This window comes from Roseateles sp. UC29_93 (assembly GCF_042695725.1).
Lineage (GTDB): Bacteria > Pseudomonadota > Gammaproteobacteria > Burkholderiales > Burkholderiaceae_C > Roseateles > Roseateles noduli_A.
This window is the reverse complement of the sequence record NZ_CP170545.1, coordinates 1,907,929-1,934,113: the sequence shown is the minus strand read 5'-3', so window position 1 is coordinate 1,934,113 and position 26,185 is coordinate 1,907,929. Positions and strand designations below refer to the sequence as shown.

The following is a 26,185-nucleotide window of genomic DNA, read 5'->3' as shown; positions in this document are numbered from 1 at the left end:
CCCCCTCCACTTTTTGAAGAAGGCACGACCCCCATGACGACGCGCAGAGATGTGATCAAGACGGCAGGCGCCGCCGGTGTCGCGACGGCAATGCTGGGCGTGAAGAACGCCTTGGCTGCAACGACACGACTGACCTGGAAGCACTTCCCTGCCGGCGAGAACGGCTTCTTCCGTGCTCCCGTGCTGATCTCCGGCGCCAACGACGCCATCCTGATCGACGGCGGCTTCACGCTCCCCGACGGCAGGGCGCTGGCGGAGGCCATCAAGGCCAGCGGCAAGACGCTCACGACCGTCTACATCAGCCAGAGCGACCCCGACTACTACTTCAGCCTCGCGCCCATCCAGGCGGCGTTTCCCGCCGCCAAGGTGATCGCCGCGCCGGCGACGATCGCGGCCATCCAGGGCAATGTGGCCAAGAAGCTGGCGACCTGGGGGCCGCAGCTCAAGGAAAACGGTCCGCAGGTCCTGGCGGACGTCGTCATGCCCGAGCCCTTCGACGGCCGGACCCTCACGGTGGAGGGCCAGCCGCTGGAGATCGTGGATGCCGAGGGTCTCGAGAACCGGCGCTACCTCTGGGTGCCCTCGCTCAACGCCGTTGTCGGCGGGGTGCTGGTGTTCTCCGGCGTTCACGTCTGGACGGCCGACACGCAGGGTGCGCAGGCGCGTGCGGCGTGGATCAGGACGCTCGATGCCATGGCCGCGCGCAAGCCGGCCGTGGTGGTCCCCGGCCACCTGGCACCCGGCGCGGCGACAGACATCTCGGCGATCCGATACACGCGCGACTATCTCGTGGCGTTCGAGGAAGAGCTGGCCAAGGCCGCCGACAGCGCCGCACTGATCGCCGCCATGACCCGGCGCTATCCGAATGCGGGCATGGGCGTCGCGCTGCAGATCGGCGCCAAGGTGGCCAAGGGCGAGATGAAGTGGGGGTGAGGCCGCGGCGCTCCGGGACGTCGCGCATCGGCCTGGGCAACCTGGCCCTTGCGATTACGGAGGCAGAGGACGCCGTGGGCGCTCGGTCAGGCCGCAGCCGACGGCACCGGAAACTTCTCCGCGTAGAGCTGCGCCAGCCAGTCGACGAACACCCGCACGCGCGGCGACAGCTGCCGATGCTGCGGATAGAGCGCTGACAACGTCATCGCCGGACTCTCCCAGTCCGACAGCACTTCGACGAGTCGCCCGTCGGCCAGCTCCTGCTCGATGTGGAAGCGCGGCACCTGGATCAGTCCGCAGCCGCGCAGCGCGGAGGCGACGTAGTTCTGCGCGTCGTTGACCGAGATCCATCCCGGCAGCGGATAGCGCCGCAACTGTCCATCCACCGTGAGTTCGAGCGGATAGTCCGCGCCGCCGCCGCTGGCGAAGAAGCGCACCGTCTGGTGCCACGGCAGATCTTCGGGATGCCGCGGCGTGCCGACGCGGGCGAGGTAGTCGGGACTCGCGCACACGACCTGCGGCATCGAGGCCAGCTTGCGCGCGATCAGCGTCGAGTCGCGCGGCGTGCCCGCGCGCAGCACGCAGTCGACGCCCTCGCGCACGAGGTCCACCAGCCGGTCGCCGCCGCTGACCACCAGCTCGATCTGCGGGAAGCGCGCGCGGAACTCGTCGATGCGCGGCAACACGATGTGCGACGCATGCACCCCGTGCATGTCCACGCGCAGCACGCCGCGCGGGTTCGCCGCCACCTGCTTCAACGAGGCTTCCGCGTCGTCGAGTTCGTTGAGCACGAGCACGCAGCGCTCGTAATACGCCTGGCCGTCGAGCGTCGGCCGCACGTCCCGCGTGGTGCGGTCCAGCAGTCGCGTGCCCAAACGGGCCTCCAACGCCTTGATGGCGTGCGTGGCCGTCGCCCGGGGGATGTCCAGGTGGGCGGCGGCCTGCGTGAAGCTGCGCAGCTCCACGATCCGGGTGAACAGCTGAAGGGTCTCGAATCGGTCCATGCCAGCATCCTCGCAGGCGTTTGTTGAGTCAGGTTGAACTGACAAGTCAATTGTCACGCCTTTTTCCGGATCAGATCAACAACCAGAATTCGTTCCATCGCAACCCGGAAGCCCTTCCCCCTCCCGCCTCCCCCTCTCAGGCGCTTCCCTCACCCCTTGGAGCGAACCATGACCGCCACTTCCATCCCGACCTCGATCTCCACCGACCGCGGCCTGCGCACCGCCCTGGTCACCGGCGCCTCGCGCGGCATCGGCCAGGCCATCGCCAGGCGGCTGGCCGCCGACGGCTACTCGGTCGTCGTCAACTACGCCGGCAACGCCGCGGCAGCCCAGGAGACCGTCGCCGCCATCGAGGCCGCCGGTGGTCGTGCCACCGCCGTGCAGGCTGATGTGTCCGACGCCGGTCAGGTGGCCGCGCTGTTCGAGGAGACGCTGCGTCGCTACGGCCGCCTCGACGCCGTCGTGCACAGCGCCGGCGTGATGCCGATGGCCGCGATCAAGCCGTCCAGCCTGGAGACCTTCGACCAGGTCATCGACACCAACCTGCGCGGCGCCTTCCTGGTGCTGGCGCACGCCGCGGAGAAGGTCGCCGCCGGCGGCCGCATCGTGGTGCTGTCGACCAGCGTGATCGCCAAGTCCTTCCCCAACTACGGCCCGTACATCGCGTCCAAGGCCGGCGTCGAAGGCCTGGTGCACGTGCTGGCCAACGAGCTGCGCGGCCGCTCGATCACCGTCAACGCGGTCGCTCCGGGGCCGGTCGGCACCGAGCTGTTCTTCAAGGGCAAGTCGCAGGAGCAGATCGACAGCGTCGCCAAGGTCGCTCCGCTGGAACGCCTCGGCACGCCCGAGGACATCGCCAACGCCGTGTCCTTCCTCGTCGGCCCGGACGGCGGATGGATCAATAGCCAGGTCCTGCGCGCCAACGGCGGCTTCGCCTGAGAAATGGGAGCACTGTCATGAGCACTTCAACCTCTTCTTCCCAGGTCATCATCGTCACCGGCGCCTCGAGCGGCTTCGGCGCCATGAGCGCCCGCGCGCTGGCCGATGCCGGCCACATCGTCTACGCCAGCATGCGCGCCACGCAGGGCCGCAACGCGCCGCAGGTCGCGGCCGTCGACGCCTATGCCCGCGAGCACGGCGTGAAGCTCCATGCGCTGGAGCTCGACGTCCAGTCGCAGGAGTCCGCAGACGCCGCCATCGCGCGCATCGTGGCCGAGCAGGGCCGGCTCGACGTCGTCATGCACAACGCCGGCCACATGGCCTTCGGCCCGGCGGAGGCCTTCCTGCCGGAGCAGTACGCGCAGCTCTACGACGTCAACGTGATCGGCGCGCAGCGCGTCAACCGCGCGGCGCTGCCGCAGCTGCGCCGCCAGGGTCGCGGCCTGCTGCTGTGGATCGGCAGCAGCAGCACGCGCGGCGGGACGCCACCGTACCTCGCGCCCTACTTCGCGGCCAAGGCGGCGATGGACGCGGTCGCCGTCAGCTATGCGGGCGAACTGGCGCGCTGGGGCATCGAGACCGCGATCGTCGTTCCAGGCGCCTTCACCAAGGGCACCAACCACTTCGTGCACTCGGGCTCGCCGGATGACGTCGAGCGCGTCGCGGCCTATGACAGCGGTCCGACGCAAGGCCTGGCCCAGGAGATCATGACCAAGCTCGCCGCCGCCGAGCCGGCGGACGCGGATCCGACCGAGGTGGCCCGCGCCGTCGTGGACGTCGTCGGCACGCCCTTCGGCAAGCGGCCGTTCCGCGTCCACATCGACCCGTCGGAGGACGGCAGCAACGTCGTCAGCGCGGTCGCCGACCGCATCCGGTCGGAGTTCCTGCGCCGTGTCCAGCTCGGCGACCTGTTGACGGTGCGCAACGCCGGCGCCACCGCGGTGTGACAGGTCGCCGGATTCGCCACGGAAGGCCTCCCCCGTGGGGGGGCCTCCGGGTGGACGAGGGGCCCGCGGCGGCGGGGCGCTGATATCCTGCCGCCGCCTCGCGCTCAGGCGCGCCTGCGGCCCTCCGCCGCGCAACACCCGACCCCTCCGAATTCCATGATCGTCGGCATCGACCTCGGCACGACCAACAGCCTCATCGCGGTCTTCCGCGACGGCCGTCCCCAGCTGATCCCCAACGCCCTGGGCGACTTCGCGACTCCCTCGGCGGTCGCGATCGACGACGCGGGCAAGCTCATCACGGGCCTGGCCGCCCGCGAACGCGCCGCCACCGATCCGGCCCGCACCGCGCAGGCCTTCAAGCGGCTGATGGGCACCGACCGCACGGTGCGGCTCGGCGATCGGAACCTGCGCGCGGAAGAGCTGTCCGCGCTGGTGCTGCAGTCGCTGAAGGCCGATGCCGAGGCCTTCCTCGGCGAGCCGGTCACCGAGGCCGTCATCACCGTCCCCGCCTACTTCAACGAGGCCCAGCGCCGCGCCACGCGCGCCGCGGGCGAGCTCGCCGGACTCAAGGTCGAGCGGCTGCTCAACGAGCCGACCGCCGCCGGCCTGGCCTACGGCCTGCAGGACCGGCCGGACAACAGCACCTTCCTGGCCTTCGACCTGGGCGGCGGCACCTTCGACGTGTCGGTGCTGGAGTACTTCGACGGCGTCGTCGAGGTGCGCGCCAGCGCCGGCGACACGCGCCTGGGCGGCGAGGACTTCGCGCATGCCATGGGCAAGCTGTTCATCGAACGCTGCGGCGCGCTGTCGCTGGCCGAGCGCGAGCGGCTGCAGAAGGATCCCGCGCTGTGGTGGCGCGCTGCGGAGCAGGCCAAGCGCGACCTCAGCGAGCGCGAGAGCGCCGTCATGGGCCTGATGCTGGACGGGCGCCGCGCCGAGCTGGAGATCACCCGCGCCGACTTCGAGTCCGCCACCGCCGAGCTGCTGCAACGCCTGCGCCGTCCGATCGAGCGCGCGCTGCAGGATGCGCAGCTCTCGCCGGGCGCCTTGAACGAGGTGGTGCTGGTCGGCGGCGCGACGCGCATGCCGATGATCCGCCAGATGATCACGCGGCTGTTCCAGCGCCTGCCGCTGCGGACCATCGATCCCGATCAGGCGATCGCGCAGGGCGCGGCCGTGCAGGCCGGCCTGAAGGCCCGCGACGCGGCGCTGGACGAGGTCGTGCTGACGGACGTGATGCCGTTCTCGCTGGGCGTGATCACGTCGCAGCGCGTCGGCCAGCAGCGGGTGGACGACCGCTTCAGTCCCATCATCGAGCGCAACACGCCGGTGCCGGTGTCGCGGATGCAGCGCTACTTCAGCGTGAGCGACCAGCAGAAGTCCGTGGAGCTGGACATCCGCCAGGGCGAGTCCCCGATCGGCAGCGAGAACCTGCACCTGGGCAAGCTGGAGATCGCGCTGACGCCGGCGCCGGCCGGCGAGGCCTCGATCGAAGTGCGCTTCACCTACGACGCCAACGGGTTGCTGGAGGCGGACGTGCGCGACGTGCTGGGCGGCCACACCGCCAGCACGCTGATCCGCAACACCGCGACCGAGATGAGCGAGGCGCAGATGACCGAGGCGCTCAAGCAGCTGCGCGCGCTCAAGCGGCATCCGCGCGACGAGGAAGAGAACCGCTATCTGGTCGAGCGCGCGAAGCGGCTCTACGAGGACCGGCTCGGCGAGCAGCGCAGCGCGATCCAGTCGTGGCTGGGCGAGTTCGAGCAGGCGCTGGACACGCAGGATCCGCGCGCCATCCGCCACGCCCGCCAGCAGATGCGCGAGGCGCTGGACAGCATCGACGGCGGTTTCCGCTTCTGACGGAGAGCGTCGCGATGGAAGACTGGCAGGAGGCCTGGCGTCAGGACTGCGAGACGGTGGGGCTTGCAGCGCCGAGCACCGACCTCGGCGAGATCAAGCGCGCCTACGCGAAGACGCTGCGCAAGACGCGACCCGACGATGACGCGCAGGCCTACCAGGCGCTGCGCGAGGCGTATGACCGGGTCGTCGGGCATGCGCGGTGGCATCAGCAGTCCGTGGAGCGCGCCGAAGCTGAAGCGGCGGCCCAGCCCCCCGCCGTGGCCGACGTGGCCGACGTGGCCGACGCCCTGACGACCGCCATCGCGACCGACGAGCCGCCCGCGAAGCCTCCGACGTCGTCCGACCAGGACGCGGCAACGCGCGAGGCGGCTCTGGCGAAGTTGCCGCCGCTGCCGCTGCCGCGCGACGACGACGTGCTGCAGCGCGACAGACCTCTCCACCACGCGGATCCGGCACCCGACACCCCGACGCTGCCGGCATGGCGGGCGCCCGAGGTGATCTGCGAGGAACTGATGCAGCTGCGCCGCCAAGGCCAGCCGCGCCTGGCCGCTGCCGTCCCGGCGCTGCGCGACGAACTGCTCGCGATGCCGCTGGAGGCACGCGACCACGCGTCGATCTGCTTCGCGCACCTGATCCTCGAGACCCACGCCGAACTGCCCGTGGCGATGATCGACCTGCTGCGCGACCACTTCGCGTGGGAGCAGGACTTCCGCACCGAGCGCCGCCTCGGCCCCGAGCGCATGGCGGGATTGATGGAACTGCTGCGCGAGTTCCCGCGCCCGGTGACCGATCCGGCGGTACTGCGCGAGTTCGGCCCGACGGCCGCCGTCGCGCGGCTGGCCGGATCGGTGCGCGACCGGGACCGCTCGATCGCCTCGCTGGCCGCGGCGATGATGGGCTACGCCTTCCACCTGCACCTGCATCAGGCCGGCGGCTTCCTGCTGCGCCGGCTCGGCGCCGATCGTGGCGACCAGCAGGCGGCGCTCACGCTGATCAAGCGCGTGCAGGGATGGCACTTCCTGCTCCTGCTGATCCTGCTCTTCGGCCTGCACCTCGCGATCGGCCACGACTGGCCGCGCGCGGTGAGCCACGCGGTGGTCCTGGGCATTTCGGTGCCGCTGGGCATCGTCGTCTTCGACACGCTGATGGGCTCGCTGCGCGAAGGCCGGAAGCGGGTCGCCGAGTCGCCGTTCGGACGCCTGCGCGTTCGAGGTCTGCCGCACCTGTGGTCCTGGATCGGCGTGGGATTGCTGGCGGCGAGCGGCGTGGCCGGCTACCTCGACAGCCTGGTCCCCATCACGGACCCCATCCACGCGTGGCTGGTGCCGCTGGCCATCCTCGCTGCCCTGCTCGGCGTGATGCTGGCGATGCCGGACGACCTCGCCACCGGCATGACGCAGACGGGGCTCTACCTCTATCTGCTGACGCTGCCGGGCGCCGTCGCGCCGCTGCCGGCGGGTCTACTCGCCGCGTGGGTCCTGGCGGGTCCGATGGTGCTGCGCGCCGGGCTGTATACGCCGAATCCGGTCTGGCGCCTGCAGCCCGCGCGGCCGCACGGCGGCTGGCCGGCCATCCCCGTGTTGATGACGGTCGGCCTGCCGGTGCTCACGAGTTGGCTGTCCGGCATCGCGGGGCTGCGCATGACGCTGGGCGCCCTGCTGCTCGCCAGCGTGCTGCCGCCGCTGCTGCCCGCGGGCAGTCCGCCGACGGTGCTCGCGCTGGCGGCCCTCGGCGCCTTGTGGCTCAGCGGCGGATGGCTGCTCGCGCTGCAGCGCGTCGGCTGGGCGCTGGGCCGGCGGCTGGTCCGTCCGCACATGAGCCGGGCCTGAGCGCCGCCATGGACACCGCCGACGCGCTCACTGCACCGGCACCCACCCGGACGGCGACCACCGCAGCAGCACGTCCGTCAACGGATTGGGCGACTTGCCCATCAGCTCGCGCACCTGCGCCCGCAGCGCATCGAGCGTCGACGCATCGTCGTCGCTGACGTAGAGCACCGTGTCGTTGGCCGGCGCGGCGACGATCAGCTTGCCCTTCTGCGCATCGGCCAGCGGCTTCCAGTCGTCGATGAAGACCAGCCGGCTCGGCTGCGGCACCGCGCCGTCGAGCTTGCCCACCTCGCCCGCAGGCACCGGCCTGGCCTGCTGCAGCACCTGCGGCATCGCGTCGTAGGTGTTCTTGCGCGCGGTCTCGCGCACCTGGTCGACCGACAGGTTCAGCGTCTTGTAGTCCTTCTCGCTGACCAGCCGCGAGGCGCGCATCGTGTCGAAGACCGGCACCGTCACCAGCGGACCGATGAAGGGCCGCGGCCGGAAGGTCGTCGCGTCGCCGCCGGCCTCGCGCTGCGCCTGCTGCACCGACGCGGCCGTGCGCACCGCCAGCCGCAGCGACTCGCGCGTCGCGGGGATGGTCGACGCGCGGAACTGCTGCGTCGTCGTCTTCACGAACACGTTCACGTCGTCGGCGCAGTTGCCGCGATTCGTCTGGCAGCCCGCATAGAGCTTGTCGAGCCGCGTGCGCTGGTCCGCGACGCCGAGCGTCAGCGGCTCGCGGACGACGACGGTGCCATCGCCCAGTTGCTGACGCAGTTGCGAGGCGACGTACTCGGTGAAGCCGATCGCGTCTTGAGGGACGCCTGCGGACTGCGCAAACGCGCCGCCTGCTGCACCGCAGAACGCGGCCGTGGCCGCGATCGCGGTCAGGGTGGATCGGAGAACGGAACGCGGTTGTCGTTGGAGACGAAGACGCATGACGGACATGAGGACCTCCGTGTTTTCATGGGGAGGCCCGGGTTGGGCAAGCATCGCTCCTGCGGCTCGCCCAACCTGCGGCGGGGCTCACGCCCCGCTGCACCGCTCAGCGCGCCTTCACGCGCCCTGCACGCGGTACTGATCCGCCTTCGCCACCCCTTCCATCGCCGGATCGCTGACCGACGGCGCGCCGGTCTCGATGTGCCCGGCGAAGCGGCGCAGGAAATCGGCCTGGCCGTTCACGCGCACCGACACGTCGTACCAATGCGCCGCGACGGCGACACCGATCCGCAGCTCGCTGCTGCTGCGCGCCGGCACGTTCACGGTGCGCGGCGCCGTGCCCTGGTACTTGTTGTGCGCGACGGTGAAGGTCGCGGCAACAGGCCCCGTGTTCACCAGCGTCAGCACCAGCTCGCCGGTGGCCGGCGCGGACTTCGCGATGACATCCGGATTGGGCTGACCCGCCGCGGCCGCGCGCCGTGCATTGCCGGCGAGATGGCGGTGGAAGCCGTTGGGGCCGAGGATCCACAGGTCGTAGGCGCCCGCAGCCTGCGGCGCGAAGCTGCCGGTGAGCTGCTTGCCGGCTTCGACCGTGTAGCGTCGCGGGATCTCGCCCAGCCGCGTGCGGTCGTAGACATGGAACACGGCGGCGGCGCTGCCGGTGTTCTGGAACGTGACCGCGATCGACGTCGCATTCGGGCCCGCGCCCGGCGTCAGCGCGCTGGTGGCTTGCAGGTCATACGGGAGCGCACGTGCCGGACGCACGCCGGCGTTCTGCGACGGCAGCTGCAACGCGCCGGGAATCGCCGGCGTCGTCGTGCCGGGCAGCGCGCGCGCCTTGTTGGCAAGCGCCACGGTGTCGGGCAGCTTCGAGAAGAACTCGCTGTCCTCCGGATCCGCGAAGTTGAAGCACGAGGTCAGGTCCCCCGCGACCGCGCGGCGCCACGGGCCGATGTTGGTCTCCTTCACGCCGAAGCGCGCCTCGATGAAGCGCAGCACCGAGGTGTGGTCCGACACCTGGGAGTTGACCCAGCCGCCCTTGCTCCACGGCGACACGATGTACAGCGGCACGCGCGGGCCCATGCCGTAGGGACGGTGCAGGTAGGTGGCCGACGCGCCGTTGAGGATCTCGCAGTACTCGCCCGTCGTGTCGACGGTCGACGCGCCGGCGATCACGGCCTGCGCCGGGTTCGCGTTCCAGGTCACGTACGACGGCGCGGCCGGCGGCGGCACGTGGTCGAAGAAGCCGTCGTTCTCGTCGAAGTTGATGAACAGGACGGTCTTGGCCCACACGTCGGGATTCGAGGTCAACGCGTCCAGCACCTTGGCGGTGTAGTCCGCGCCCTGCGCGGGGCTGGACGGACCGGGATGCTCGGAACCTTCCGCAGTCGCGACGACCCACGAGACCTGCGGCAGGCGGTTGTTGATGACGTCGTCGCGCAGCAGGTCGAGGTCGCGCGTGGAGATGCCGCGGTCCTTGAGCACCTGCGAGAAGCCCGGCCGGTTGTACCAGCCGTCGCGGAAGACCTTGAAGCCGGCCAGCGAGTTGTCGGTGAAGTTGTCCGCCATGTTCTGGTAGACCTGCCAACTGATGCCGGCCGACTGCAGCCGCTCGGGGTAGGTCGTCCAGGTGTAGTCGTCGAGCGGATTCGGGTTGAACCAGTCGTGGCTGTTGTCGGTGGACGGGCCGTTGCCCAGGCGCAGCGGATCGTTGGTGCCGGTCCAGATGAACAGGCGGTTGGTGTTGGTGCCGGTCTGCGTCGCGCAGTGGTACGCGTCGCACAGCGTGAACGCGTTGGCCAGGGCGAACTGGAAGGGCAGCTCCTGCTCCTTGAAGTGGCCCATCGAATGGTTCTGCTTGGCCTTGGGCCAGTTGTTCATGCGGCCGTGGTCCCATGCGGCCTGCGCGTCGGTCCACGAGTGCGGCGTGCCGCTGACGCGCATGAAGGCGAAGTTCTGCGCGGTGTTCAGGTGGAAGGGCGCGATCGCGCCGGGCGCGGCGTTGTTGACGGTGGGCTGGATCCAGACCGAGCGGCCCTTCACGTTGGCCGAGTCGGCCACCGGCGCCGGGAACGGATCGCCGAAGCCGCGCACGCCGTTCAGCGTGCCGAAGTAGTGGTCGAAGGAGCGGTTCTCCTGGGTCAGGATGACGATGTGCTCGACGTCCTGGATCGTGCCCGTGCGCACGGCCGCCTTGATCGACAGCGCGCGGGCGATGGCCGGCGGGAAGCTGGTCATCGCGGCGGTGGCGCCGGCGGCGCCCGCGACGGCGCGGAGGAACTGGCGGCGGGGCGGTTGCTGTTGCGTCATGGCGGGCTCCTCAGGCGGTGGCGGTGGCGGTGGCGGTGGCGTTGACGTCGGCGTGTCCCGAGGTCTTGCGGCGGCGGATCACCAGCGCGGCGACGGCGAGGCCGCCGAGCGCGAGCGCGCCCGAGGCGGGTTCCGGCACGGCGGCGAAGGTCAGGTCGTCCATGACGAAGAAGGCCGGATCGTTGCTGCGGAACACGAGGCGGTCGACGAGTCCGGCGTAGCCGCTGCCGAGGAACGCGGGGCTGTCGCTCAGGTTGAGCAGCGAGGTCGACGCGACGAGCGAGCCGCCGAAGTACAGGTCGATCGCGACGTTGACGCCGTCGAAGCCGGCGAACCAGGCGCCCTGGAAGGTGCTGGGCGTGAGGAAGCCGATGGCGCTGGTGGCGCTGCCGCCATCGAAGCCGAGCGTGGCGCGGCGGTCGCCGGAATGCGGCGTGTACGGCGCCTGCTCGCCGCCGTACTGGAACCAGGAGCTGGCGGACCAGTCGAGCCCGGCGTAGTTGGCGGGGACGAGGCCGTCGTCGGTCAGGTCGTCGAAGGTGACGACGGTGGCGGACGCGAACGGCGCGGCGATGGCCAGCACCAGCGGCAGGCAGGCGCGGGGGATGGCGTGCGTGAACGCATGGGAGAGGGAGCGGGCGAAGGGCTTGCGCATGGAGACTCCAGGGAGGTCGGGCGGACGGGAAGCGCCGCGCCCGCGCGTCGATCTGCCCTTGGGGTCAGGTCTTGACGCTGCGGTCGCGGTTGGACGGGGCGGATGTTCGGAGGACGGGGTGACAGACCGGTGACCGGTCGGTGTCAGCGACGGGCCCGGAACTTGCCCGCGGGGCGGTCGTCCCTGGAAGCAGGGGCGCGTCGCGGGAGCGACGCGAAGGCGTCATGTAACGCTGAGGCGCAATGGCTTTGATCAGTATCGGGAGGGGGAATGACCTACCCGGACCAGTTCCCCCGTCGAGACCGCAATTTGGAGGAAAGACGCGAGGTCCCCACTTGCCGAAACTGCAGGTATCGGATCACGGAACCCACCGACGAAAGTGAGCGAACAATGAGCGTGAAATTCAAGAACGATCGTACTGATGCCGAGATCGCGACGACGTCACTGCATGTTCAACGAACCCATTCGAGCGAGGCAGATTTCGACGCGCTGATTCACGCGTTGCGACACCCCCATGTCGCCTTTGGCGCTGCAGCCGACGCCGACCTCATCGCCCGATGTGCAATGGAAGACTGGGACGCCTCCGCGCAGGCATTGAAGGAAGTCCTGAAGCACCACAGGATTTCAGCTTCGGATGCATTGGCCATGCTGCACCTGACCGGAGAGTTCCTGAGGCGCCATCGGATTCGCCTCGACGGCGAGCCCTGGCTCTGCACCTTCCAAACCGAGGAAGGATCTTGGGCGCGATATGACGTGCATACCTCGCTGGACTACGAGGATGCGAACACCTGGGACAAACGACTCGACGACGTCCTCCGAAGTCGCCGCCTGGATCGCGATTCGTTCTACCTTCGTCTGACCGATGGTGGCCCCTGCTGATAGCTTGTCCACGCAGATTCCTGGAGCTCGTCATGTCCAACAAACCCAGCGCTTGGCACAGGCTCGCACGTGAACTCCATCTCTGACCCCCCAACGTCTCACACGTTGAAAGGTGGCGTCGGGGCGCGGACTACGCGCGGTCCTTGGCAAACCGCTGATACCAGGCCACCGCATCGGCGTTCGCCATCGCATCGCGCTTCATCACCTGCTCCGCCGCCGCGCCGAGCAGCAGCTTCTTGATCGGCAGCTCCATCTTCTTGCCTGACAGCGTCCGCGGGATCGCCTCGACCTGATGGATCTCGTCCGGCACGTGGCGCGCCGACAGCGCCTTCTTGATCGATGTCTTCAGCCGCAGCTGCAGCGCCTCGTCCAGCGGAAGGCCGTCCCGGAGCTGGACGAACAGCAGCAGGCAACTCGGCCGGCCCAGGTACTCCAGGTCCACGACCAGGCTGTCCAGCACCTCCGGATGCGCCTCCACCGCGCGGTACAGCTCCGACGTGCCCATCCGGATGCCGTGGCGATTGATCGTCGCGTCCGATCGCCCATAGATGATCCCGCCGCCCGAGGGCGTGACGCGCAGCCAGTCGCCGTGGCGCCAGAGGCCCTCGCCGTTGGGGCCGCGGTACATGTCGAAGTAGCTCGACAGGTAGCGCTCGTGGTCCTTGTCGCCCCAGAAGTACAGCGGCATCGACGGCATCGGCCGCGTGCAGACGAGCTCGCCGACTTCATCGATCAGCGGCTTGCCCTGACCGTCCGCATCCACCTCCGAGAACGCATGCACCGCCGCGCCCAGGCTGCGCACCTGCATCTGGCCGCGCACCAGCGGCTCCGTGATCAGCCCCGTCAGGAACGCGCCGGCGAAGTCCGTCCCGCCGCTGATGATGCAGATCCAGATCGGCTGGCCGTCGGGCTTCGGGCAGTTCGCCCAGATCCAGTCGTAGCTCTCGTCCGCCAGCGGACTGCCCGTGCTGCCGATCGCGCGCAGATGGCTCAGGTCACCGTGTTTCAACGGCTCGACGCCGGCCTTCAGACAGCTCGCGTAGAACGCCGCGCCAGCGCCGAAGAAGGTCGCCCCGGGACAGCGCGACGAAGCGCCACAAGGTGCTCCAGTCCGGCGCGTCCTTCGGGCCGGCCGGGCTGCCGTCGAACAGGCAGATCGTCGTGCCGCCCATCAGCGCACCGACCTGGCAGTTCCACATGATCCAGCCCGTCGAGCTGTACCAGTGGAAGCGATCGCCCGTTGCCACCGTCGCGCCGACGTTGTTGTGGATCGAGCCCTTGAGCATCTCCAGCAGCACGCCGCCGTGGCCGTGCACGATCGGCTTGGGCAGACCGGTCGTGCCGCTCGAATAGACGATCCACAGCGGATGGTCGAAGGGCACCGCCTCCGGCGCATGCGACTGCGTGTTGGCGATCAGCGTATCCCATCGATGCGCGCCGCGTGCCGTCTTCGTCACACCCGCTGCGCTCGAGGATGTGGCCAACGGCGCCGGGTCCGCCTCGGGATCGAGGTTGCCGAGCAGCACCACGTCCGTCACCGTCGGCAACTCGTCGAGCAGCTGACCGAGCATCGCCATCCGATCGATGTCCTGCCCGGCGTAGCGCACGCCGTCGGCGGCGATGAGCAGCTTGGGTTCGATCTGGCGGAAGCGGTCCAGCACCGCCACCGGCCCCATGTCGGGCGAGCACACCGACCACACCGCGCCGAGGCTCGCGACGGCAAGGAAAGCGACCGCCGTCGCCGGCACGTTGGGCAGGTAGGCAGCGACGCGGTCGCCGCGCCGCACGCCGAGTTCATGCATCGAGGCCGCGAGCGCGCCGACCTGACGACGCAGTTCCGACCAGCTCATCTCGCCGAGCTCGCCGCGCGCGAGCATCGCCTCGTTGGCATGCACGATCGCCGGATGGCCGGCGGCTTCCGCCGCGTCGACATGCCGCAGCGCCTGCGCCGCGACGTTCAGGGTCGCGCCGCGGAACCAGACCGCGCCGGGCATGCGCTCCTCGCAGAGCGCCGCCTCGAACGGCGTCTCCGAGCGCAGGTCGAAGTGGTCCCAGATGCTGCGCCAGAACGCGTCCAGCTCCGTCACCGACCAGCCCCAGAGCGACGCGTAGTCGTCGAAGACCAGGCCTCGCTGCTCGTACAGGAAACGGCGGTAGTGATCGATCTGCGGCGTCGGGGGCATGCGGGACTCCTTGTCGAGTCCTGACGGTAGCCGAGATCCCTTCGGCTCGCCGTCACGCGCGTGACCGGTTGGGTCTTCCGTACTGCGACGGCCGCTGGCCCTCACCCCTGCCCTCTCCCGCACGCGGGAGAGGGAGCAAGAAGGGTGATGCGATCGGGAGGACTGCTCGGTGCACTCTCGCACCCTCTCCCGCTTGCGGGAGAGGGTGGGGGGTGAGGGCCAGCGACGGTGGCAGTGCAGAAGGCCTCAGCGCTTCGGCAGCTTGTCCGTCTCGATGTCGACGTAGGGCCAGAAGATCTGGTTGAAGAATGGACGCCGGTAGCCGACCAGCCACGGCTGCGCGAGGTCCGTGACGATGCGGTGCACGCGGAACTTCTGCGGCATGTAGGCGGTGAGCAGCTTCTGCGCCTCGCGCAGCAGCTCGGCGCGTTCCGGGCCGTCGGGCAGCACCATCATGCGGCGGTAGATCTCGTCGTATCGATCGAGCTTGAAACGGCCCAGGTTCTGTCCGCCGGACGCCGGTCCGTAGAGCAACTCCAGCCCGAGCTGCGCATCCGGCGTCGAGCTGTTGAAGCCCAGCTGCCAGATCATCAGCTGCCCGGCGCGCGCCGACTTCAGGTTCTCCGGCCACTGCGCCATGCGGATCTTGATCTGGACACCGAGCTTGTCCATGTCGCGTTTCCACAGCTCGTCATAGGGCTTGGAGCGCGAGTCCGGCGTCGACGCCACCTCCAGCACGAGCGGGCTCCCGTCCGGCTTGTCGCGCCAGCCGTCGCCATCCTTGTCGACGTAGCCGTAGGTGTCGAGCAGCGCCTTGGCGCGCGCCAGGTCGAAGTCGCTGTTCTCGCTCTTGTAGTCCTCCTGGTAGCCCCAGGTCGCCGGCGCGATGACCGACTGCGCGGGCACCGCCTGGTGGCGGCGCGTGGTGGCGATCTCGGTCGGCACGTCGGTGGCCAGGCCGATCGCGCGGCGCAACGCGACCTTGTCCGGCGTGTAGCCGCCGACCGTCGGATCCTCCATGTTGAAGTAGTACATCGTGCGGTCGCTGGCCAGCACGCGGTACAGCTTCACCCCCTGCTTGTCGAGGTTGGGCGCGAGTTTGCCGTGCGGGATCGCGATGTCCGCGTATTCCTCGGGCAGCAGGTAGAGCAGGTCGAACTCGCGGTTCAGGAAGGACAGCCAACGCGGCTGACCGGCTTCGATGATGCTGACCTCGACGGCGTCCACCATCGGCAGCTTGCGGCCCTTGAAGCGCGCGAGCATCTGCTCGCCCTCGGTGTCGCCGGGATTGGGTTGCGCGTCGTAGAAGACGTCGCGGTAGCCGGGGTTCTTCACCAGCCGGATCAGCGAACCGCGCCGCCAGCGCTCCAGCATGAACGGCCCGGTGCCGACCGGATGCTCCATGGTCTTGCCGGCATAGGCCTCGATGACCTCGCGCGCCACCGCGCCGTAGGTGTCGCCGCCCGCCAGGTTGTAGATGAAGCGCGGCCGCGGCTCCGCCAGCTTGAACTGCAGCGTGTAGCGGTCCAGCGCGCGCACGCCCTCGACGGGCTTGTCGTAGTCGAAGGGCTTCTTCGTCTTCAGCGCCGCCACGCGCAGTTCCTCCAGGCCGAGGATGCCCTCCTGCTTGAAGCTCGAGTACAGCGGCCCCTTCGTCGCCGGGTCGTAGAAGCGCTTGAGGCTGTAGACGTAGTCCTCGGCCGTCAGCTCGCGCCGCTTGCCCTTGAAGGCCGGATCGTCGGCGAAGTAGATCCCGGGACGGATCCTGATCGTCCAGGTGCGGAAGTCCTCCGAGACCTCCGGCATCTCCGCCGCCGTGTTGGGCTTGAGCTTGAACGGCCGCGCGAGGTAGTCGTAGTTGTAGAGCGACTCGAAGATGTGGGCCGTGACGATGCGCGAGTACAGGTCGCTCAACTGCGCGGGATCGAAGCCGGTCTCGGCGACGAGGAAGGCGTAGCGCAGCACTTTCTCCTGCCCCTCCTGCTTCGCCGGCGGCGGCGCCTCGGAGGCTTTCGCCACCGGAGGAGGCGCGGCGAGGGCCATCGTCGCCACGGTGGCGGTCGTCGCGACGACCGCGACGGCGAGCGCCGCGGCGCTCCGTGTCAACGCGGCGAGCGCGGCGACCGCGCGATGGAACGGAACGGGGCAGCGTGCGCGCATGGGAGTCGGAACCTCGGAACTTGAACGTCGGGCCTAGTGCTTGAACTTCGCGGCGGCGTCGGGATCGATGTCCACGTACTCCCACCAGTTCAGCCAGAACTGCGGACGACGGTAGCCGCTCATCTGCGGCTGGGCGATGTCGGTGATGAAGCGGTGGCCGCGGTACTTGTACGGCATGTAGGCGACCGCATAGCGCTTGGTCTCCTCGAAGATCTTCATGCGTTCCGGCCCGTCGGGCAGATGAGAGGCTTCGTCGTAGAGCTTGTCGACCGCCGGCAGCCGGAATCGCGCGTAGTTCTGCGCCCCGATCTGACCGCTGTACATGCGCGCCAGCGAGTCCTGCCCGTCGGGTTTGGACGCCGAGGTCGCCAGCGACCAGATCTGGTACTTGCCGGCGCGCAGCGACTTCAGGTTCTCCGGCCACTTCGCCGGCTTGAATGCGATGCGCAGGCCGATCGCGTTCAGGTTCTTCTGGACGATCTCGTCGATCTGGCGCTGGAACTGCTCGGGCGTGGTCAGGCTCTCCAGCAGCAGCGGGCTGCCGTCGGGCCTGTCGCGCCAACCGTCGCCGTCCTTGTCGACGTAGCCGTAGAGGTCGAGCAGCGCCTTCGCGCGCGCCGGGTCGAAGCTGCTCATGTCGCTGCGGAAGTCCGGGTCGTAGCCGGTCGTGCCCGGCATGTACAACGACTGCGCCAGCATGGCCTGTCCGCGGCGCACCAGGCGCAGTTCGCGCGAGACGTCGATCGCCAGCCCGATCGCACGGCGCAGCGCGATCTTCTCCGGCGTGTAGCCGCCGATGACCGGGTCCTCCATGTTGAACACGGTGAACAGCACGTCCGACGCGACGGTCCGGTACGCGTGCTTGCCCTGCTTCTCGAGGTTGGGCGCGATCCTGCCGTTGGGCATCGCCTGGGTGATGAAGTCCTCGGGCGTGCGCTCGATGAAGTCGTACTCGCCGTTCAGGAAGGACAACCAGCGCGGCTGGTTCTCCTCGATGACGCCGATCTCGACGCGATCGACCATGGGCAGGCGCCGGCCCTTGAAGCGCGCCTTCAACGCCTGGCCCTCCGCGTCGTCGGGCGCGGGATCCACTTCCTGGTCGTAGAAACGCTCGCGGTAGACGGGGTTGCGTTCCAGCACCATCAGCGAACTGCGCCGCCACTGCTTGAGCACGAACGGCCCCGTGCCCACCGGATGCGCCATCGAATCGCCCGGATAGGCCTCGATCACCTCGCGCGCGACGGCGCCGTACAGGTCGCCCTGCGCGAAGACCTCCATCAGGCGCGGCCGCGTCTCCTTCGACTTGAACTGCAGCGTGTAGCGGTCCAGCGCGCGCAGGCCCTCGATGGGCTTGTCGTAGTCGAAGGGCTTGCCGGACTTGCGGACCTGCTCGTGGTACTCGTTGAGGCCGACGAGCAGGAGTTCCTCGACTTCGCTCCAGGCCGGCGACGCCACCGCCGGGTCGGCGAAGCGCTTGATCGAATACACGTAGTCCTCGGCAGTCAGTTCGCGCGACTTGCCCTTGAAGGCCGGGGTCGTCCGCGAAACGGATGCCCGGGCGCAGCTTCACCGTCCAGACCTTGTAGTCGTCAGAGGTCTCCGGCATCGCCGCCGCGGTCAGCGGCTTCATGCGTGCGGGGCGCGCGAGCTGGTCGTAGGTGTAGAGCCCCTCGAAGATGTGGGGCGTGATCGTCCGCGAGTAGATGTCGGAGATCTTCGCGGGATCGAAGCCCGTCTCCGCGACGCGGAAGGCGTAGCGCAGGACCTTGGGCGCGGAGGCCGAAGAGCCCGCGCCTGCCGGCGCGCTGGCGCCGTCCGCCGCATGACCGGCATTCGCGCCGGCCATCGCCAGCGCGGACGCGAGGAGTGCCCCGCGCAGGATCGAAGGGAAGCGTCGGGCGCGGAGCATCGTCATGGGCGGCGGTGTGGCGTCAGTGCTTCTTCGCGTGAGCCTTGGCCAACGCATCCGGGTCGATGTCGACGAACGTATAGAAGTCGCGCTGGTAGAGGTTCTTGTCGTAGCCGATCACCCAGGGCTGGGTGATGTCGGTGTAGATGCGATGCACTTCGACCTTGTAGGGCATGTAGGCCGTCAGCAGCCGCTGCGCGTCCTGCATGACCGCGACGCGTTCGGGGCCGTCGGCCATCGAGTGCTGCTTGCGGAACAGCGTGTTGAATTCGGGCAGGTCGAAGCGGGCCTTGTTCGACTGGCCCTTGCTGCCGCCGTAGGCCAGGCCGAGGAAGTTCTCGCCGTCGGGGATGTCGGCGCTCCAGCCCATGCCCCACATCTGGAGCTTGCCGGCGTTGGCGGCCTTCAGGTTCTCCGGCCACTTGGCGATCTTGAACTTGATGCGGACCTTCAGCGCGTCCATGTCCTTCTGCCAGAGCTCGACCAGTTGCCGGTTGCGGCCGTCCGGTTGCGTCGCGTACTCGAGCACCAGCGGGCTGCCGTCGGGCAGGTCGCGCCAGCCGTCGCCGTCCTTGTCGACATAGCCGTAGAGGTCCAGCAGCGCCTTCGCGCGCGCCGGGTCGTACTGGCTCATCTCGGTCTTGAAGGCCTTGTCGTAGCCGGTGACGCCCGGCGAGATGATCCCCTGCGCGGGGATCGCCTGGCCCTTGCGGGGCAGGCGCACCTGGCGTTCGACGTCGACGCCCAGTGCGATTGCGCGGCGCAGCGCGATCTTCTCCGGCGTGTAGCCGCCGACGACCGGATCCTCCATGTTGAAGTAGGAGGCCGAGATGTCGGCGCGCTCGTAGCGGACCGCCCGCATGCCGTCCTTGACCAGGTTGGGCGCGAGCTTGTTCTGCGGAATCGCCACCGGCGCGAAGTCCTCCGGCAGCTCGTCCATGAAGTCGAATTCCTTGCGCAGGAACGCGAGCCAGCGCGGCTGGCTTTCCTCGATCACCGAGATCTCGACGCGGTCGACCATCGGCAGCTTGCGGCCCTGCAGGCGCTTGACCGCCTCGACCAGCGCGGGCGGACGGTCCGCGCCGACTTCCTCGTGATAACGCACATCGCGGAAGTTGGGATTCTTCTCCAGCACCATGCGCGACGAACGGCGCCACTCGGCGAGGCGCCAGGCGCCGGTGCCGACCGGGTGTTCCATGATGCGGTCGCCGTAGAACTCGACGACCTCGCGCGCCATCAGACCCACCATCGGATCGGCGAAGTGCATGAGGAAGCGCGGATCGCTGTTGGCGACGCGGATCTCGACCGTGTAGCGGTCCAGCGCGCGCACGCCGTCGACCGGCCGCGCGTAGTCGAACGGCGTCTTGTTCTTCAGCGCCTCGGCGCGCACCTCGGACAGGCCGAGGATCTTCGCGCCTTCGAGGCGATACAGGTGACCGCTCTTGTTGCGCGGGTCGTAGTGGCGCTTGACCGTGTACACCAGGTCGTCGGCGACCAGCTCGCGCTTCTGGCCCTTGAACGCCGGATCGTCGTTGAAGTAGATGCCGGGTTTGATCTTGAAGACGAAGCGCTTGAAGTCGTCGGAGACCTCGGGCATGCCGTCGGTGATGTTGGGCTCGAGGCGATACGGGCGGCCCAGGTAGCTGTAGCGCAGCGGCGCGTCGAAGATCGCCGCCGTGATGTTGCGCGAGTACAGGTCGGTGACCTGCACCGGATCGAAGCCGGTCTCCGCGACGCGGATCGCGTAGCGCAGCACCTTGGGCGCGGGGGCCGTCGCGGCCGTGTTCACGGGCGCATCGCCAGCGGCCTGCGCGCTCGACGGGATCGCCGTCAGGGTCGCCAGGATCGCCAGGGATGACGCGAGGGATGCCGAAAGTAAGAGCGCCTGGGATTGTGTCCCGGCCGTGCCGCGTCGCATCTGGATGCCGTCCTTGAATTCGAAAGCGCGCCAGTCTAGTGGGCGATGTCCGCGCCCGCCATGCCAACAACCCCGAGAGCTTGAACGCAAGGGCGAGCGGGGGCGCATTGCGGATGAACACACCTGTTTCCACGAGGGTCCATCATCAGTTTTCTTCGATGGATTCAGGGCAAATGCCGGTGCGGGGCTTGCAGGCGCTCACGTAGACTCGCGCGTGGTTTTCGACCCTCAGGCCCCGGCCGTCACAAGCGTCCGGGGTTTGTCTTTATCGGTCGCCGCGTTCGAAGACGGGCTCGGCGGCGCTTGCTTGGAGTTCCGCGCGTATGGCGGCCTATCTCATCAGGCGCCTGTGGCAAATGATCCCCACCTTGCTGGGTGTCGTGCTGCTGGTGTTCTTCCTCTTCAAATGGTTTGGCGGTGATCCCGCCGAAGTGCTGGGCGGCCTGAACGCCAGCCAGGACCAGATCGAGGCCATCCGCGATCAGCTCGGGCTGAACAAGCCGGTGTGGGAACAGCTGTGGATCTTCCTGCAGCAGATCGTCACCTTCGACTGGGGCAAGAGCTGGGCGACCAACGAGTCCGTGGCCAACCTCTTCGCCACGCGCATGCCGGCCACGCTGACGGTGATGCTGCCGATCCTGGTGCTCGAGGTGATCCTGGCGATCCCGTTCGCGCTGGCCGTCGCCTACATGCGCGGCAGCCTCACGGACCGCGCGGTGATGATCCTCACGACGGTCGCGGTGTCCATCTCGCTGCTGGTCTACGTGATCGTCGCGCAGTACTTCTTCGCCTTCCGCCTGGGCTGGTTCCCGGTGCAGGGCTGGAGCGATTCGCTGTGGACCAATCTGACGACCTACGCGCCGCTGCCGGTGCTGGTCGCGGTGGCCGTCGCGCTGTCGCCGTACACGCGGCTGTACCGCACCTTCTTCCTTGACGAGATCGGCCACGAGTACGTCCGCACCGCGCGCGCCAAGGGCATGACCGAGAAGACCATCCTGCTCAAGCACGTGCTGCGCAACGCGATGATCCCGATCATGACCAACATCTCGGTGGCGCTGCCGGGGGTGTTCGTCGGCTCCTTCCTGCTGGAAGTGTTCTTCTCGATCCCTGGCCTGGGCCGCGAGATCCTGCTGGCGGTCAACCGCAACGACTATCCGGTGATCCAGGCCTTCGCAATCTACATCGCGGCGCTGACGATGGTGGTCAACCTGATCACCGACCTTCTCTACAAGCTGGTTGACCCGCGGGTGGTCCTCAAATGAGCGCAGTGCTGTCCAACCAACCCGTGGGCGTGAAGCCCCAGCGCTCGCGCGGCGTCTGGTACGCCTCGTGGCGGCGTCTGAAGTCCGACAAGCTCGGCATGTTCGCGATGGTCGTCGTCGCGTTGTCGCTGCTGCTGGTGCTGGCCGCCGGCCTGGGCCTGGTGGCCCGCGACTGGCAGAAGGAGACCGGCGTGCCCAACGCGCCGCCGACCTTCGTCGGCCCCGCGCCGGCCGAGAGCGCCGGCGCGATCGCGCAGCCCAAGGGCCCGAACGTCGACCTGAGCGACATCGACCCGCTCGCGCCCAAGTACGCCGAGTGGACCGAGAAGGCCAAGCAGTACAAGACCGACGAGGCGCCGCGCGCCGAGACGCTGCCCTTCGGCGGCGACCGCCTGGGCCGCGACGTGCTGGCCAAGGCCATCAAGGGCGCCGAGATCTCCATCATGGTCGGCGTCCTGGCCGCGCTGGTGGCCACGCTCATCGGCACCGTGCTGGGCGCGCTGTCGGGCTTCTACGGCGGCAAGGTCGGCGACTTCCTGGAGTGGGTCTACAACGTCTTCACGGCGATGCCCAACATCCTGCTGATCTTCGCCTTCGCGGTGGTCTTCGGCCGCGGCGTGCTGCCGGTGGTGATGATCCTGGGCCTGGCGGGCTGGACCGGCATCTACCGCCTGGTGCGCGCCGAGTTCATGAAGCACTCGGTGCGCGAATACGTCCGCAGCGCCGAGGCCATCGGCGCGAGCAAGAGCTCGCGCATGTTCAAGCACATCCTGCCCAACGTCTCGCACGTCGCGCTGGTGCAGCTCTCGCTGCACGTGGTGGGCTTCATCAAGAGCGAGGTCATCCTGTCCTACCTGGGCCTGGGCGTCAGCGTGGACCAGGTGTCCTGGGGCACGATGCTGGCCGAGGCGCAGAGCGAGCTGATCCTGGGCTACTGGTGGCAGCTGGCCGCGGTGACCGGCTTCATGGCGGTGTTCGTCACGGCGTTCGCCCTCTTCACGGATGCGCTGCGCGACGCGCTCGATCCCAAACTGCGCGGTCTGGAGTAACGCCATGCTGTTGAGCATTCAAGACCTGAAGGTCGCCTTCCGCATGGGCAAGGTCGACGGCGCCATGCAGCGCCAGCTGGCCGTCAAGGGCGTCAGCTTCGACATCCCGGAGAACCGCACGGTGGCGCTGGTGGGCGAGTCGGGCTCGGGCAAGAGCGTGACGGCGATGTCCATCCTCAACCTGCTGCCCGACAACGCCGAGCGCACCGGCGCGATCCTGTTCCAGGGCCGCGACCTGCTGAAGACCTCGCTGCGCGAACTGCAGTCGGTGCGCGGGCGCGAGATCGCCTGCGTGTTCCAGGATCCGATGAGTTCGCTGAACCCGGTGTTCCCGGTCGCTGACCAGATCATGGAGCCGCTGATCAAGCATCTGGGCATGAGCCGGCGCCAGGCGCTGGTGCGCGCCGAGGAGCTGCTCAACGAGGTCGGCATCCCCGACCCCAAGCGGCGGCTGAAGAGCTATCCGCACGAGATGTCCGGCGGCCAGCAGCAGCGCGTGATGATCGCGGTGGCGCTGGCCTGCAGCCCCAAGCTGCTGATCGCCGACGAGCCGACCACCGCGCTGGACGTGACCATCCAGCGCCAGGTGATGGAGCTGCTCGCGCGCCTGAAGGAATCGCACCGGATGAGCATGCTGTTCATCTCGCACGACCTGGGCGTGGTGGGCGAGATCGCCGACCACGTCGTCGTCATGCGTCATGGCGAGGTCCGTGAGCAGGCGCCGGTGGCGGACATCTTCCACCACCCGCAGGACGCCTACACGAAGGCGCTGCTGGCTTGCCGGCCGTCGCTGACGGAGAACCCGGCGCGGCTGATGGTCATCGACGACCACATCGCCGGCCGCCTGGTGTCCGAGGGCACGGGCAAGGCGAAGGATCCGATTGCGCCGGTGATCCTCGAGGTCAAGGGTCTGAAGAAGAGCTTCTTCTTCAAGTCGGGCCTGTTCAGCAAGACCGAGTTCAAGGCGGTCAAGGGTGTCGACTTCCAGCTGCGCAAGGGTCACACGCTGGGCGTGGTGGGCGAGTCCGGCTCGGGCAAGACCACGATGGGCCTGACGCTGCTGCGGCTGCACGAGCCCACCGGCGGCGAGGTGCTCTTCGAGGGCAAGGACCTGCTGAAGATGAACGGGCCGGACTGGCAGAAGATGCGCCGCCGGATCCAGGTCGTCTTCCAGAACCCGTATGCCTCGCTGAACCCGCGCTTCACGATCGCGCAGACGCTGCTGGAGCCGATGGAGATCCACGGCATCGGCAAGAGCCACGACGAGCGCGTGGCCACGGCCAGCGCGTTGCTGAAGAAGGTCGGGCTGGACGAGTCGGCGCTGCACAAGTATCCGCACGAGTTCTCCGGCGGCCAGCGCCAGCGCATCGCCATCGCGCGCTGCCTGACGCTGCAGCCGGAAGTGCTGGTGCTGGACGAGGCCGTCTCGGCGCTGGACGTCTCGGTCCAGGCCCAGGTGCTGAACCTGCTGAAGGATCTGCAGGACGAATTCGGCCTGAGCTACATCTTCATCAGCCATGACCTGGCGGTGGTGAAGTTCATCTCCGACGAGGTCCTGGTCATGCAGCACGGCGACGTCGTCGAGCAGGCCGATGCCCGCGCGCTGCTGGCAGCACCCAAGCAGGAGTACACCAAGCGTCTGTTGGGTGCCGTGCCACGCGGCTATCAAGGCACGGAGCCCACAGCGAGCGTCGCCTGAGCCGACCGGACGGGGCCCCTTTTTCGGAGGTCAAGGAGGGAATTGCCGGCTCCGCCGGCGGAGGGACTTCGCTCGGACACAAACAGTCCTGAGGACTGTTTGTGCCTAGCGAAGGCCTGGGGCCTCTGGCCCCAGGCATGGAGAAAAGGGGCCCCTGTTCGGTCGGCTCCCGCTCGGTCCCTCAACCCCTTGCCCCCGCCCGCCCCCGAATGCACCAAAACCGAACTTTCCACAAGCGCGAAGACTAGCCCCTCGCTCACGCGGGACGACCCCCTGCTCGCTCCTCCAGCGATGGCTAGAATGGCCAGCAAGTTTTGTGCCGTCAGGATCCCCCCCATGTCGCTTCGCCGCCCTTTGCTGTTGTCGACCGCGCTCGCGCTGGCCTTGGCCGCGCCTTTGTCGCAGGCCGCGAAGGACGACCGCGCCAAGCCCCTGAACCTGGTCTTCGATCGTGAAGGCGCGATCGACAAGGTCAAGCAGCGGTCCGAGTTCAACGGCAACGTGATCATGACCAAGGGCTCGATGGAGCTGCGCGCCGACCGGATGGATGTCCAGGAGACCAGCGACGGCTACTACCAGGCCTACGCCAACGGCACCTCCGCCAAGCAGGTGCATTTTCGCCAGGACCGTGACACCCCCGGCGAGCGCATCGAAGGCCGCGCCGACCAGATCGAATACGACACCCGCACCGAGACCATCCGCCTGGTCGGCAACGCCGAAGCGCGGGTGATGCAGGGCGACCAGCTGAAGCAGGCGCTCTCCGGCGCCACGCTGAATTACGACAACCGCACCGAACGCCTGATCGTCGAGACCGGCGCCGGTTCGCCGCATCCGAGCGGCCGCGGCCGTGTCGTGCTGATGCCGCGCAACGCCGCGAGCGAACCGCCGCCCGCCAGCAGCGCCCCGCTGCCGTTGCGCCCCAGCATCAACCTGACGCCTCGCCAGTCCCCCCAGCAATGACGGAAGCCCGCACGAACGCTCCCCGGAGCCGCCTCCAGGCCTGGGGGCTGCAGAAGTCTTACGGCGTCAGGAAGGTGGTCAAGGACGTCCACATCGACCTGCACAGCGGCGAGGTGATCGGCCTGCTCGGCCCGAACGGCGCCGGCAAGACGACCAGTTTCTACATGATCGTGGGCCTGGTCCGCGCCGATGCCGGCGAGATCCAGATCGACGGCCAGCCGGTGCAGACGATGCCCATCCACCAGCGCGCGCGCATGGGGCTGAGCTACCTGCCGCAGGAGGCGTCGATTTTCCGCAAGCTCAACGTCGAGGAGAACATCCGCGCCGTGCTGGAGCTGCAGCTCGACGAGAAGGGCAAGGCCTGGCCCTCGTCGCGCATCGACGCGGAGCTGGACAAGCTGCTCAACGAACTGTCGATCGAAAAGCTGCGCGACACGCCCGCGCCGGCGCTGTCCGGCGGCGAGCGCCGCCGCGTCGAGATCGCCCGCGCGCTGGCCACGCAGCCGCGCTTCATCCTGCTGGACGAGCCCTTCGCCGGCGTCGACCCGATCGCGGTGCTGGAGATCCAGCGGATCATCCGCTTCCTGAAGCAGCGTGGCATCGGCGTGCTGATCACCGACCACAACGTGCGCGAGACGCTGGGCATCTGCGACCGCGCCTACATCATCAGCGAAGGGGCGGTGCTCGCCGAAGGCACGCCCCAGCACATCGTCGAGCATCAGGACGTGCGCAGGGTCTACCTCGGCGAACACTTCAAGATGTAAGGGC

Annotated in this window: 18 protein-coding genes and 1 pseudogene; 11 read left to right on the top strand and 8 right to left on the bottom strand. The window is 68.6% G+C overall.

Going from position 1 to position 26,185, the window contains the following annotated elements; genetic code table 11:
• Nucleotides 1–33: 33 nt before the first annotated feature.
• Entirely contained in the window at nucleotides 34–933 is a 900-nt protein-coding gene (locus tag ACFJIX_RS09035) for an MBL fold metallo-hydrolase (RefSeq protein ID WP_377159263.1), read from the top strand.
• An 86-nt stretch (nucleotides 934–1,019) separates the two neighbouring features.
• Here the strand turns inward: ACFJIX_RS09035 and ACFJIX_RS09030 are convergent, their stop codons facing one another.
• On the bottom strand, nucleotides 1,020–1,937 hold the full coding sequence (locus ACFJIX_RS09030) for a LysR family transcriptional regulator (RefSeq protein ID WP_377159261.1): 918 nt from the start codon (nucleotides 1,935–1,937) through the stop codon (nucleotides 1,020–1,022).
• A gap of 168 nt (nucleotides 1,938–2,105) precedes the next feature.
• On the opposite strand from ACFJIX_RS09030, the gene ACFJIX_RS09025 reads away from it, so the two are divergent.
• The 4 genes from ACFJIX_RS09025 to ACFJIX_RS09010 all read left to right on the top strand — a co-directional run bounded on the left by ACFJIX_RS09025 (nucleotide 2,106) and on the right by ACFJIX_RS09010 (nucleotide 7,512).
• Nucleotides 2,106–2,876 (top strand): SDR family oxidoreductase, encoded by a 771-nt coding sequence (locus tag ACFJIX_RS09025; protein WP_377159259.1) that lies wholly within the window; start codon nucleotides 2,106–2,108, stop codon nucleotides 2,874–2,876.
• Nucleotides 2,877–2,893: 17 nt separating this feature from the next.
• Nucleotides 2,894–3,823, top strand: a complete 930-nt coding sequence (locus tag ACFJIX_RS09020; RefSeq protein WP_377159257.1) for an SDR family NAD(P)-dependent oxidoreductase — start codon at nucleotides 2,894–2,896, stop codon at nucleotides 3,821–3,823.
• 156 nt (nucleotides 3,824–3,979) lie between these two features.
• Nucleotides 3,980–5,683: an Hsp70 family protein gene (locus ACFJIX_RS09015; protein WP_377159255.1), complete on the top strand. Its 1,704-nt coding sequence runs from the start codon at nucleotides 3,980–3,982 to the stop codon at nucleotides 5,681–5,683.
• 14 nt (nucleotides 5,684–5,697) lie between these two features.
• Nucleotides 5,698–7,512: a hypothetical protein gene (locus tag ACFJIX_RS09010; protein WP_377159253.1), complete on the top strand. Its 1,815-nt coding sequence runs from the start codon at nucleotides 5,698–5,700 to the stop codon at nucleotides 7,510–7,512.
• A gap of 27 nt (nucleotides 7,513–7,539) precedes the next feature.
• On the opposite strand, the gene ACFJIX_RS09005 is transcribed toward ACFJIX_RS09010, so the two are convergent.
• The 3 genes from ACFJIX_RS09005 to ACFJIX_RS08995 all read right to left on the bottom strand — a co-directional run bounded on the left by ACFJIX_RS09005 (nucleotide 7,540) and on the right by ACFJIX_RS08995 (nucleotide 11,398).
• Complete coding sequence (locus ACFJIX_RS09005) at nucleotides 7,540–8,442, bottom strand: hypothetical protein (RefSeq protein WP_377159251.1); 903 nt, start codon at nucleotides 8,440–8,442, stop codon at nucleotides 7,540–7,542.
• Between the two features lie 108 nt (nucleotides 8,443–8,550).
• Nucleotides 8,551–10,743 carry a phosphocholine-specific phospholipase C gene (locus ACFJIX_RS09000; RefSeq protein WP_377159249.1) on the bottom strand — a complete coding sequence of 731 codons (2,193 nt, stop codon included), beginning with the start codon at nucleotides 10,741–10,743 and terminating at the stop codon, nucleotides 8,551–8,553.
• 10 nt (nucleotides 10,744–10,753) lie between these two features.
• A complete protein-coding gene (locus ACFJIX_RS08995) occupies nucleotides 10,754–11,398 on the bottom strand; it encodes a PEP-CTERM sorting domain-containing protein (protein ID WP_377159247.1) in 645 nt (214 codons plus the stop codon).
• A 390-nt stretch (nucleotides 11,399–11,788) separates the two neighbouring features.
• Here ACFJIX_RS08995 and ACFJIX_RS08990 point away from each other — a divergent pair, with 390 nt between their 5' ends.
• The gene (locus tag ACFJIX_RS08990; protein WP_377159245.1) at nucleotides 11,789–12,277 is read left to right on the top strand and encodes a hypothetical protein; all 489 of its coding nucleotides are present in this window, start codon (nucleotides 11,789–11,791) and stop codon (nucleotides 12,275–12,277) included.
• Nucleotides 12,278–12,407: 130 nt separating this feature from the next.
• On the opposite strand, the pseudogene ACFJIX_RS08985 reads toward ACFJIX_RS08990, so the two are convergent.
• The 4 genes and pseudogenes from ACFJIX_RS08985 to ACFJIX_RS08970 all read right to left on the bottom strand — a co-directional run bounded on the left by ACFJIX_RS08985 (nucleotide 12,408) and on the right by ACFJIX_RS08970 (nucleotide 20,318).
• Nucleotides 12,408–14,460, bottom strand: a pseudogene (locus ACFJIX_RS08985) (acetoacetate--CoA ligase).
• 246 nt (nucleotides 14,461–14,706) lie between these two features.
• A complete protein-coding gene (locus ACFJIX_RS08980) occupies nucleotides 14,707–16,620 on the bottom strand; it encodes an ABC transporter substrate-binding protein (RefSeq protein ID WP_377159243.1) in 1,914 nt (637 codons plus the stop codon).
• A 33-nt stretch (nucleotides 16,621–16,653) separates the two neighbouring features.
• A complete protein-coding gene (locus tag ACFJIX_RS08975; RefSeq protein WP_377159241.1) occupies nucleotides 16,654–18,108 on the bottom strand; it encodes an ABC transporter substrate-binding protein in 1,455 nt (484 codons plus the stop codon).
• A gap of 443 nt (nucleotides 18,109–18,551) precedes the next feature.
• Nucleotides 18,552–20,318 carry an ABC transporter substrate-binding protein gene (locus ACFJIX_RS08970; RefSeq protein ID WP_377159239.1) on the bottom strand — a complete coding sequence of 589 codons (1,767 nt, stop codon included), beginning with the start codon at nucleotides 20,316–20,318 and terminating at the stop codon, nucleotides 18,552–18,554.
• A gap of 452 nt (nucleotides 20,319–20,770) precedes the next feature.
• On the opposite strand from ACFJIX_RS08970, the gene ACFJIX_RS08965 reads away from it, so the two are divergent.
• From ACFJIX_RS08965 to lptB, 5 genes are all read left to right on the top strand, one after another.
• A complete protein-coding gene (locus tag ACFJIX_RS08965) occupies nucleotides 20,771–21,709 on the top strand; it encodes an ABC transporter permease (protein ID WP_377159237.1) in 939 nt (312 codons plus the stop codon).
• Nucleotides 21,706–22,758, top strand: a complete 1,053-nt coding sequence (locus ACFJIX_RS08960) for an ABC transporter permease (protein ID WP_377159235.1) — start codon at nucleotides 21,706–21,708, stop codon at nucleotides 22,756–22,758. The genes ACFJIX_RS08965 and ACFJIX_RS08960 overlap by 4 nt, the downstream gene beginning before the upstream one ends.
• A gap of 4 nt (nucleotides 22,759–22,762) precedes the next feature.
• On the top strand, nucleotides 22,763–24,457 hold the full coding sequence (locus tag ACFJIX_RS08955) for an ABC transporter ATP-binding protein (RefSeq protein ID WP_377159233.1): 1,695 nt from the start codon (nucleotides 22,763–22,765) through the stop codon (nucleotides 24,455–24,457).
• Between the two features lie 336 nt (nucleotides 24,458–24,793).
• Nucleotides 24,794–25,417, top strand: coding sequence for a lipopolysaccharide transport periplasmic protein LptA (gene lptA / locus ACFJIX_RS08950; RefSeq protein ID WP_377159231.1), 624 nt, complete (start codon nucleotides 24,794–24,796; stop codon nucleotides 25,415–25,417).
• Nucleotides 25,414–26,181 carry an LPS export ABC transporter ATP-binding protein gene (gene lptB / locus ACFJIX_RS08945; protein ID WP_377159229.1) on the top strand — a complete coding sequence of 256 codons (768 nt, stop codon included), beginning with the start codon at nucleotides 25,414–25,416 and terminating at the stop codon, nucleotides 26,179–26,181. The genes lptA and lptB overlap by 4 nt, the downstream gene beginning before the upstream one ends.
• Nucleotides 26,182–26,185: the final 4 nt, after the last annotated feature.

Coding starts and splice junctions, on each gene's coding strand:
- ACFJIX_RS08995 (WP_377159247.1), bottom strand. CDS start 11,398: ATGCGCAAGCCCTTCGCCCGCTCCCTCTCCCATGCGTTCACGCACGCC.
- ACFJIX_RS08955 (WP_377159233.1), top strand. CDS start 22,763: ATGCTGTTGAGCATTCAAGACCTGAAGGTCGCCTTCCGCATGGGCAAG.
- ACFJIX_RS09005 (WP_377159251.1), bottom strand. CDS start 8,442: ATGTCCGTCATGCGTCTTCGTCTCCAACGACAACCGCGTTCCGTTCTC.
- ACFJIX_RS09015 (WP_377159255.1), top strand. CDS start 3,980: ATGATCGTCGGCATCGACCTCGGCACGACCAACAGCCTCATCGCGGTC.
- ACFJIX_RS09030 (WP_377159261.1), bottom strand. CDS start 1,937: ATGGACCGATTCGAGACCCTTCAGCTGTTCACCCGGATCGTGGAGCTG.
- ACFJIX_RS09020 (WP_377159257.1), top strand. CDS start 2,894: ATGAGCACTTCAACCTCTTCTTCCCAGGTCATCATCGTCACCGGCGCC.
- ACFJIX_RS09025 (WP_377159259.1), top strand. CDS start 2,106: ATGACCGCCACTTCCATCCCGACCTCGATCTCCACCGACCGCGGCCTG.
- ACFJIX_RS09035 (WP_377159263.1), top strand. CDS start 34: ATGACGACGCGCAGAGATGTGATCAAGACGGCAGGCGCCGCCGGTGTC.
- ACFJIX_RS08960 (WP_377159235.1), top strand. CDS start 21,706: ATGAGCGCAGTGCTGTCCAACCAACCCGTGGGCGTGAAGCCCCAGCGC.
- lptB (WP_377159229.1), top strand. CDS start 25,414: ATGACGGAAGCCCGCACGAACGCTCCCCGGAGCCGCCTCCAGGCCTGG.
- ACFJIX_RS09010 (WP_377159253.1), top strand. CDS start 5,698: ATGGAAGACTGGCAGGAGGCCTGGCGTCAGGACTGCGAGACGGTGGGG.
- lptA (WP_377159231.1), top strand. CDS start 24,794: ATGTCGCTTCGCCGCCCTTTGCTGTTGTCGACCGCGCTCGCGCTGGCC.
- ACFJIX_RS09000 (WP_377159249.1), bottom strand. CDS start 10,743: ATGACGCAACAGCAACCGCCCCGCCGCCAGTTCCTCCGCGCCGTCGCG.
- ACFJIX_RS08990 (WP_377159245.1), top strand. CDS start 11,789: ATGAGCGTGAAATTCAAGAACGATCGTACTGATGCCGAGATCGCGACG.
- ACFJIX_RS08965 (WP_377159237.1), top strand. CDS start 20,771: ATGGCGGCCTATCTCATCAGGCGCCTGTGGCAAATGATCCCCACCTTG.
- ACFJIX_RS08980 (WP_377159243.1), bottom strand. CDS start 16,620: ATGCGCGCACGCTGCCCCGTTCCGTTCCATCGCGCGGTCGCCGCGCTC.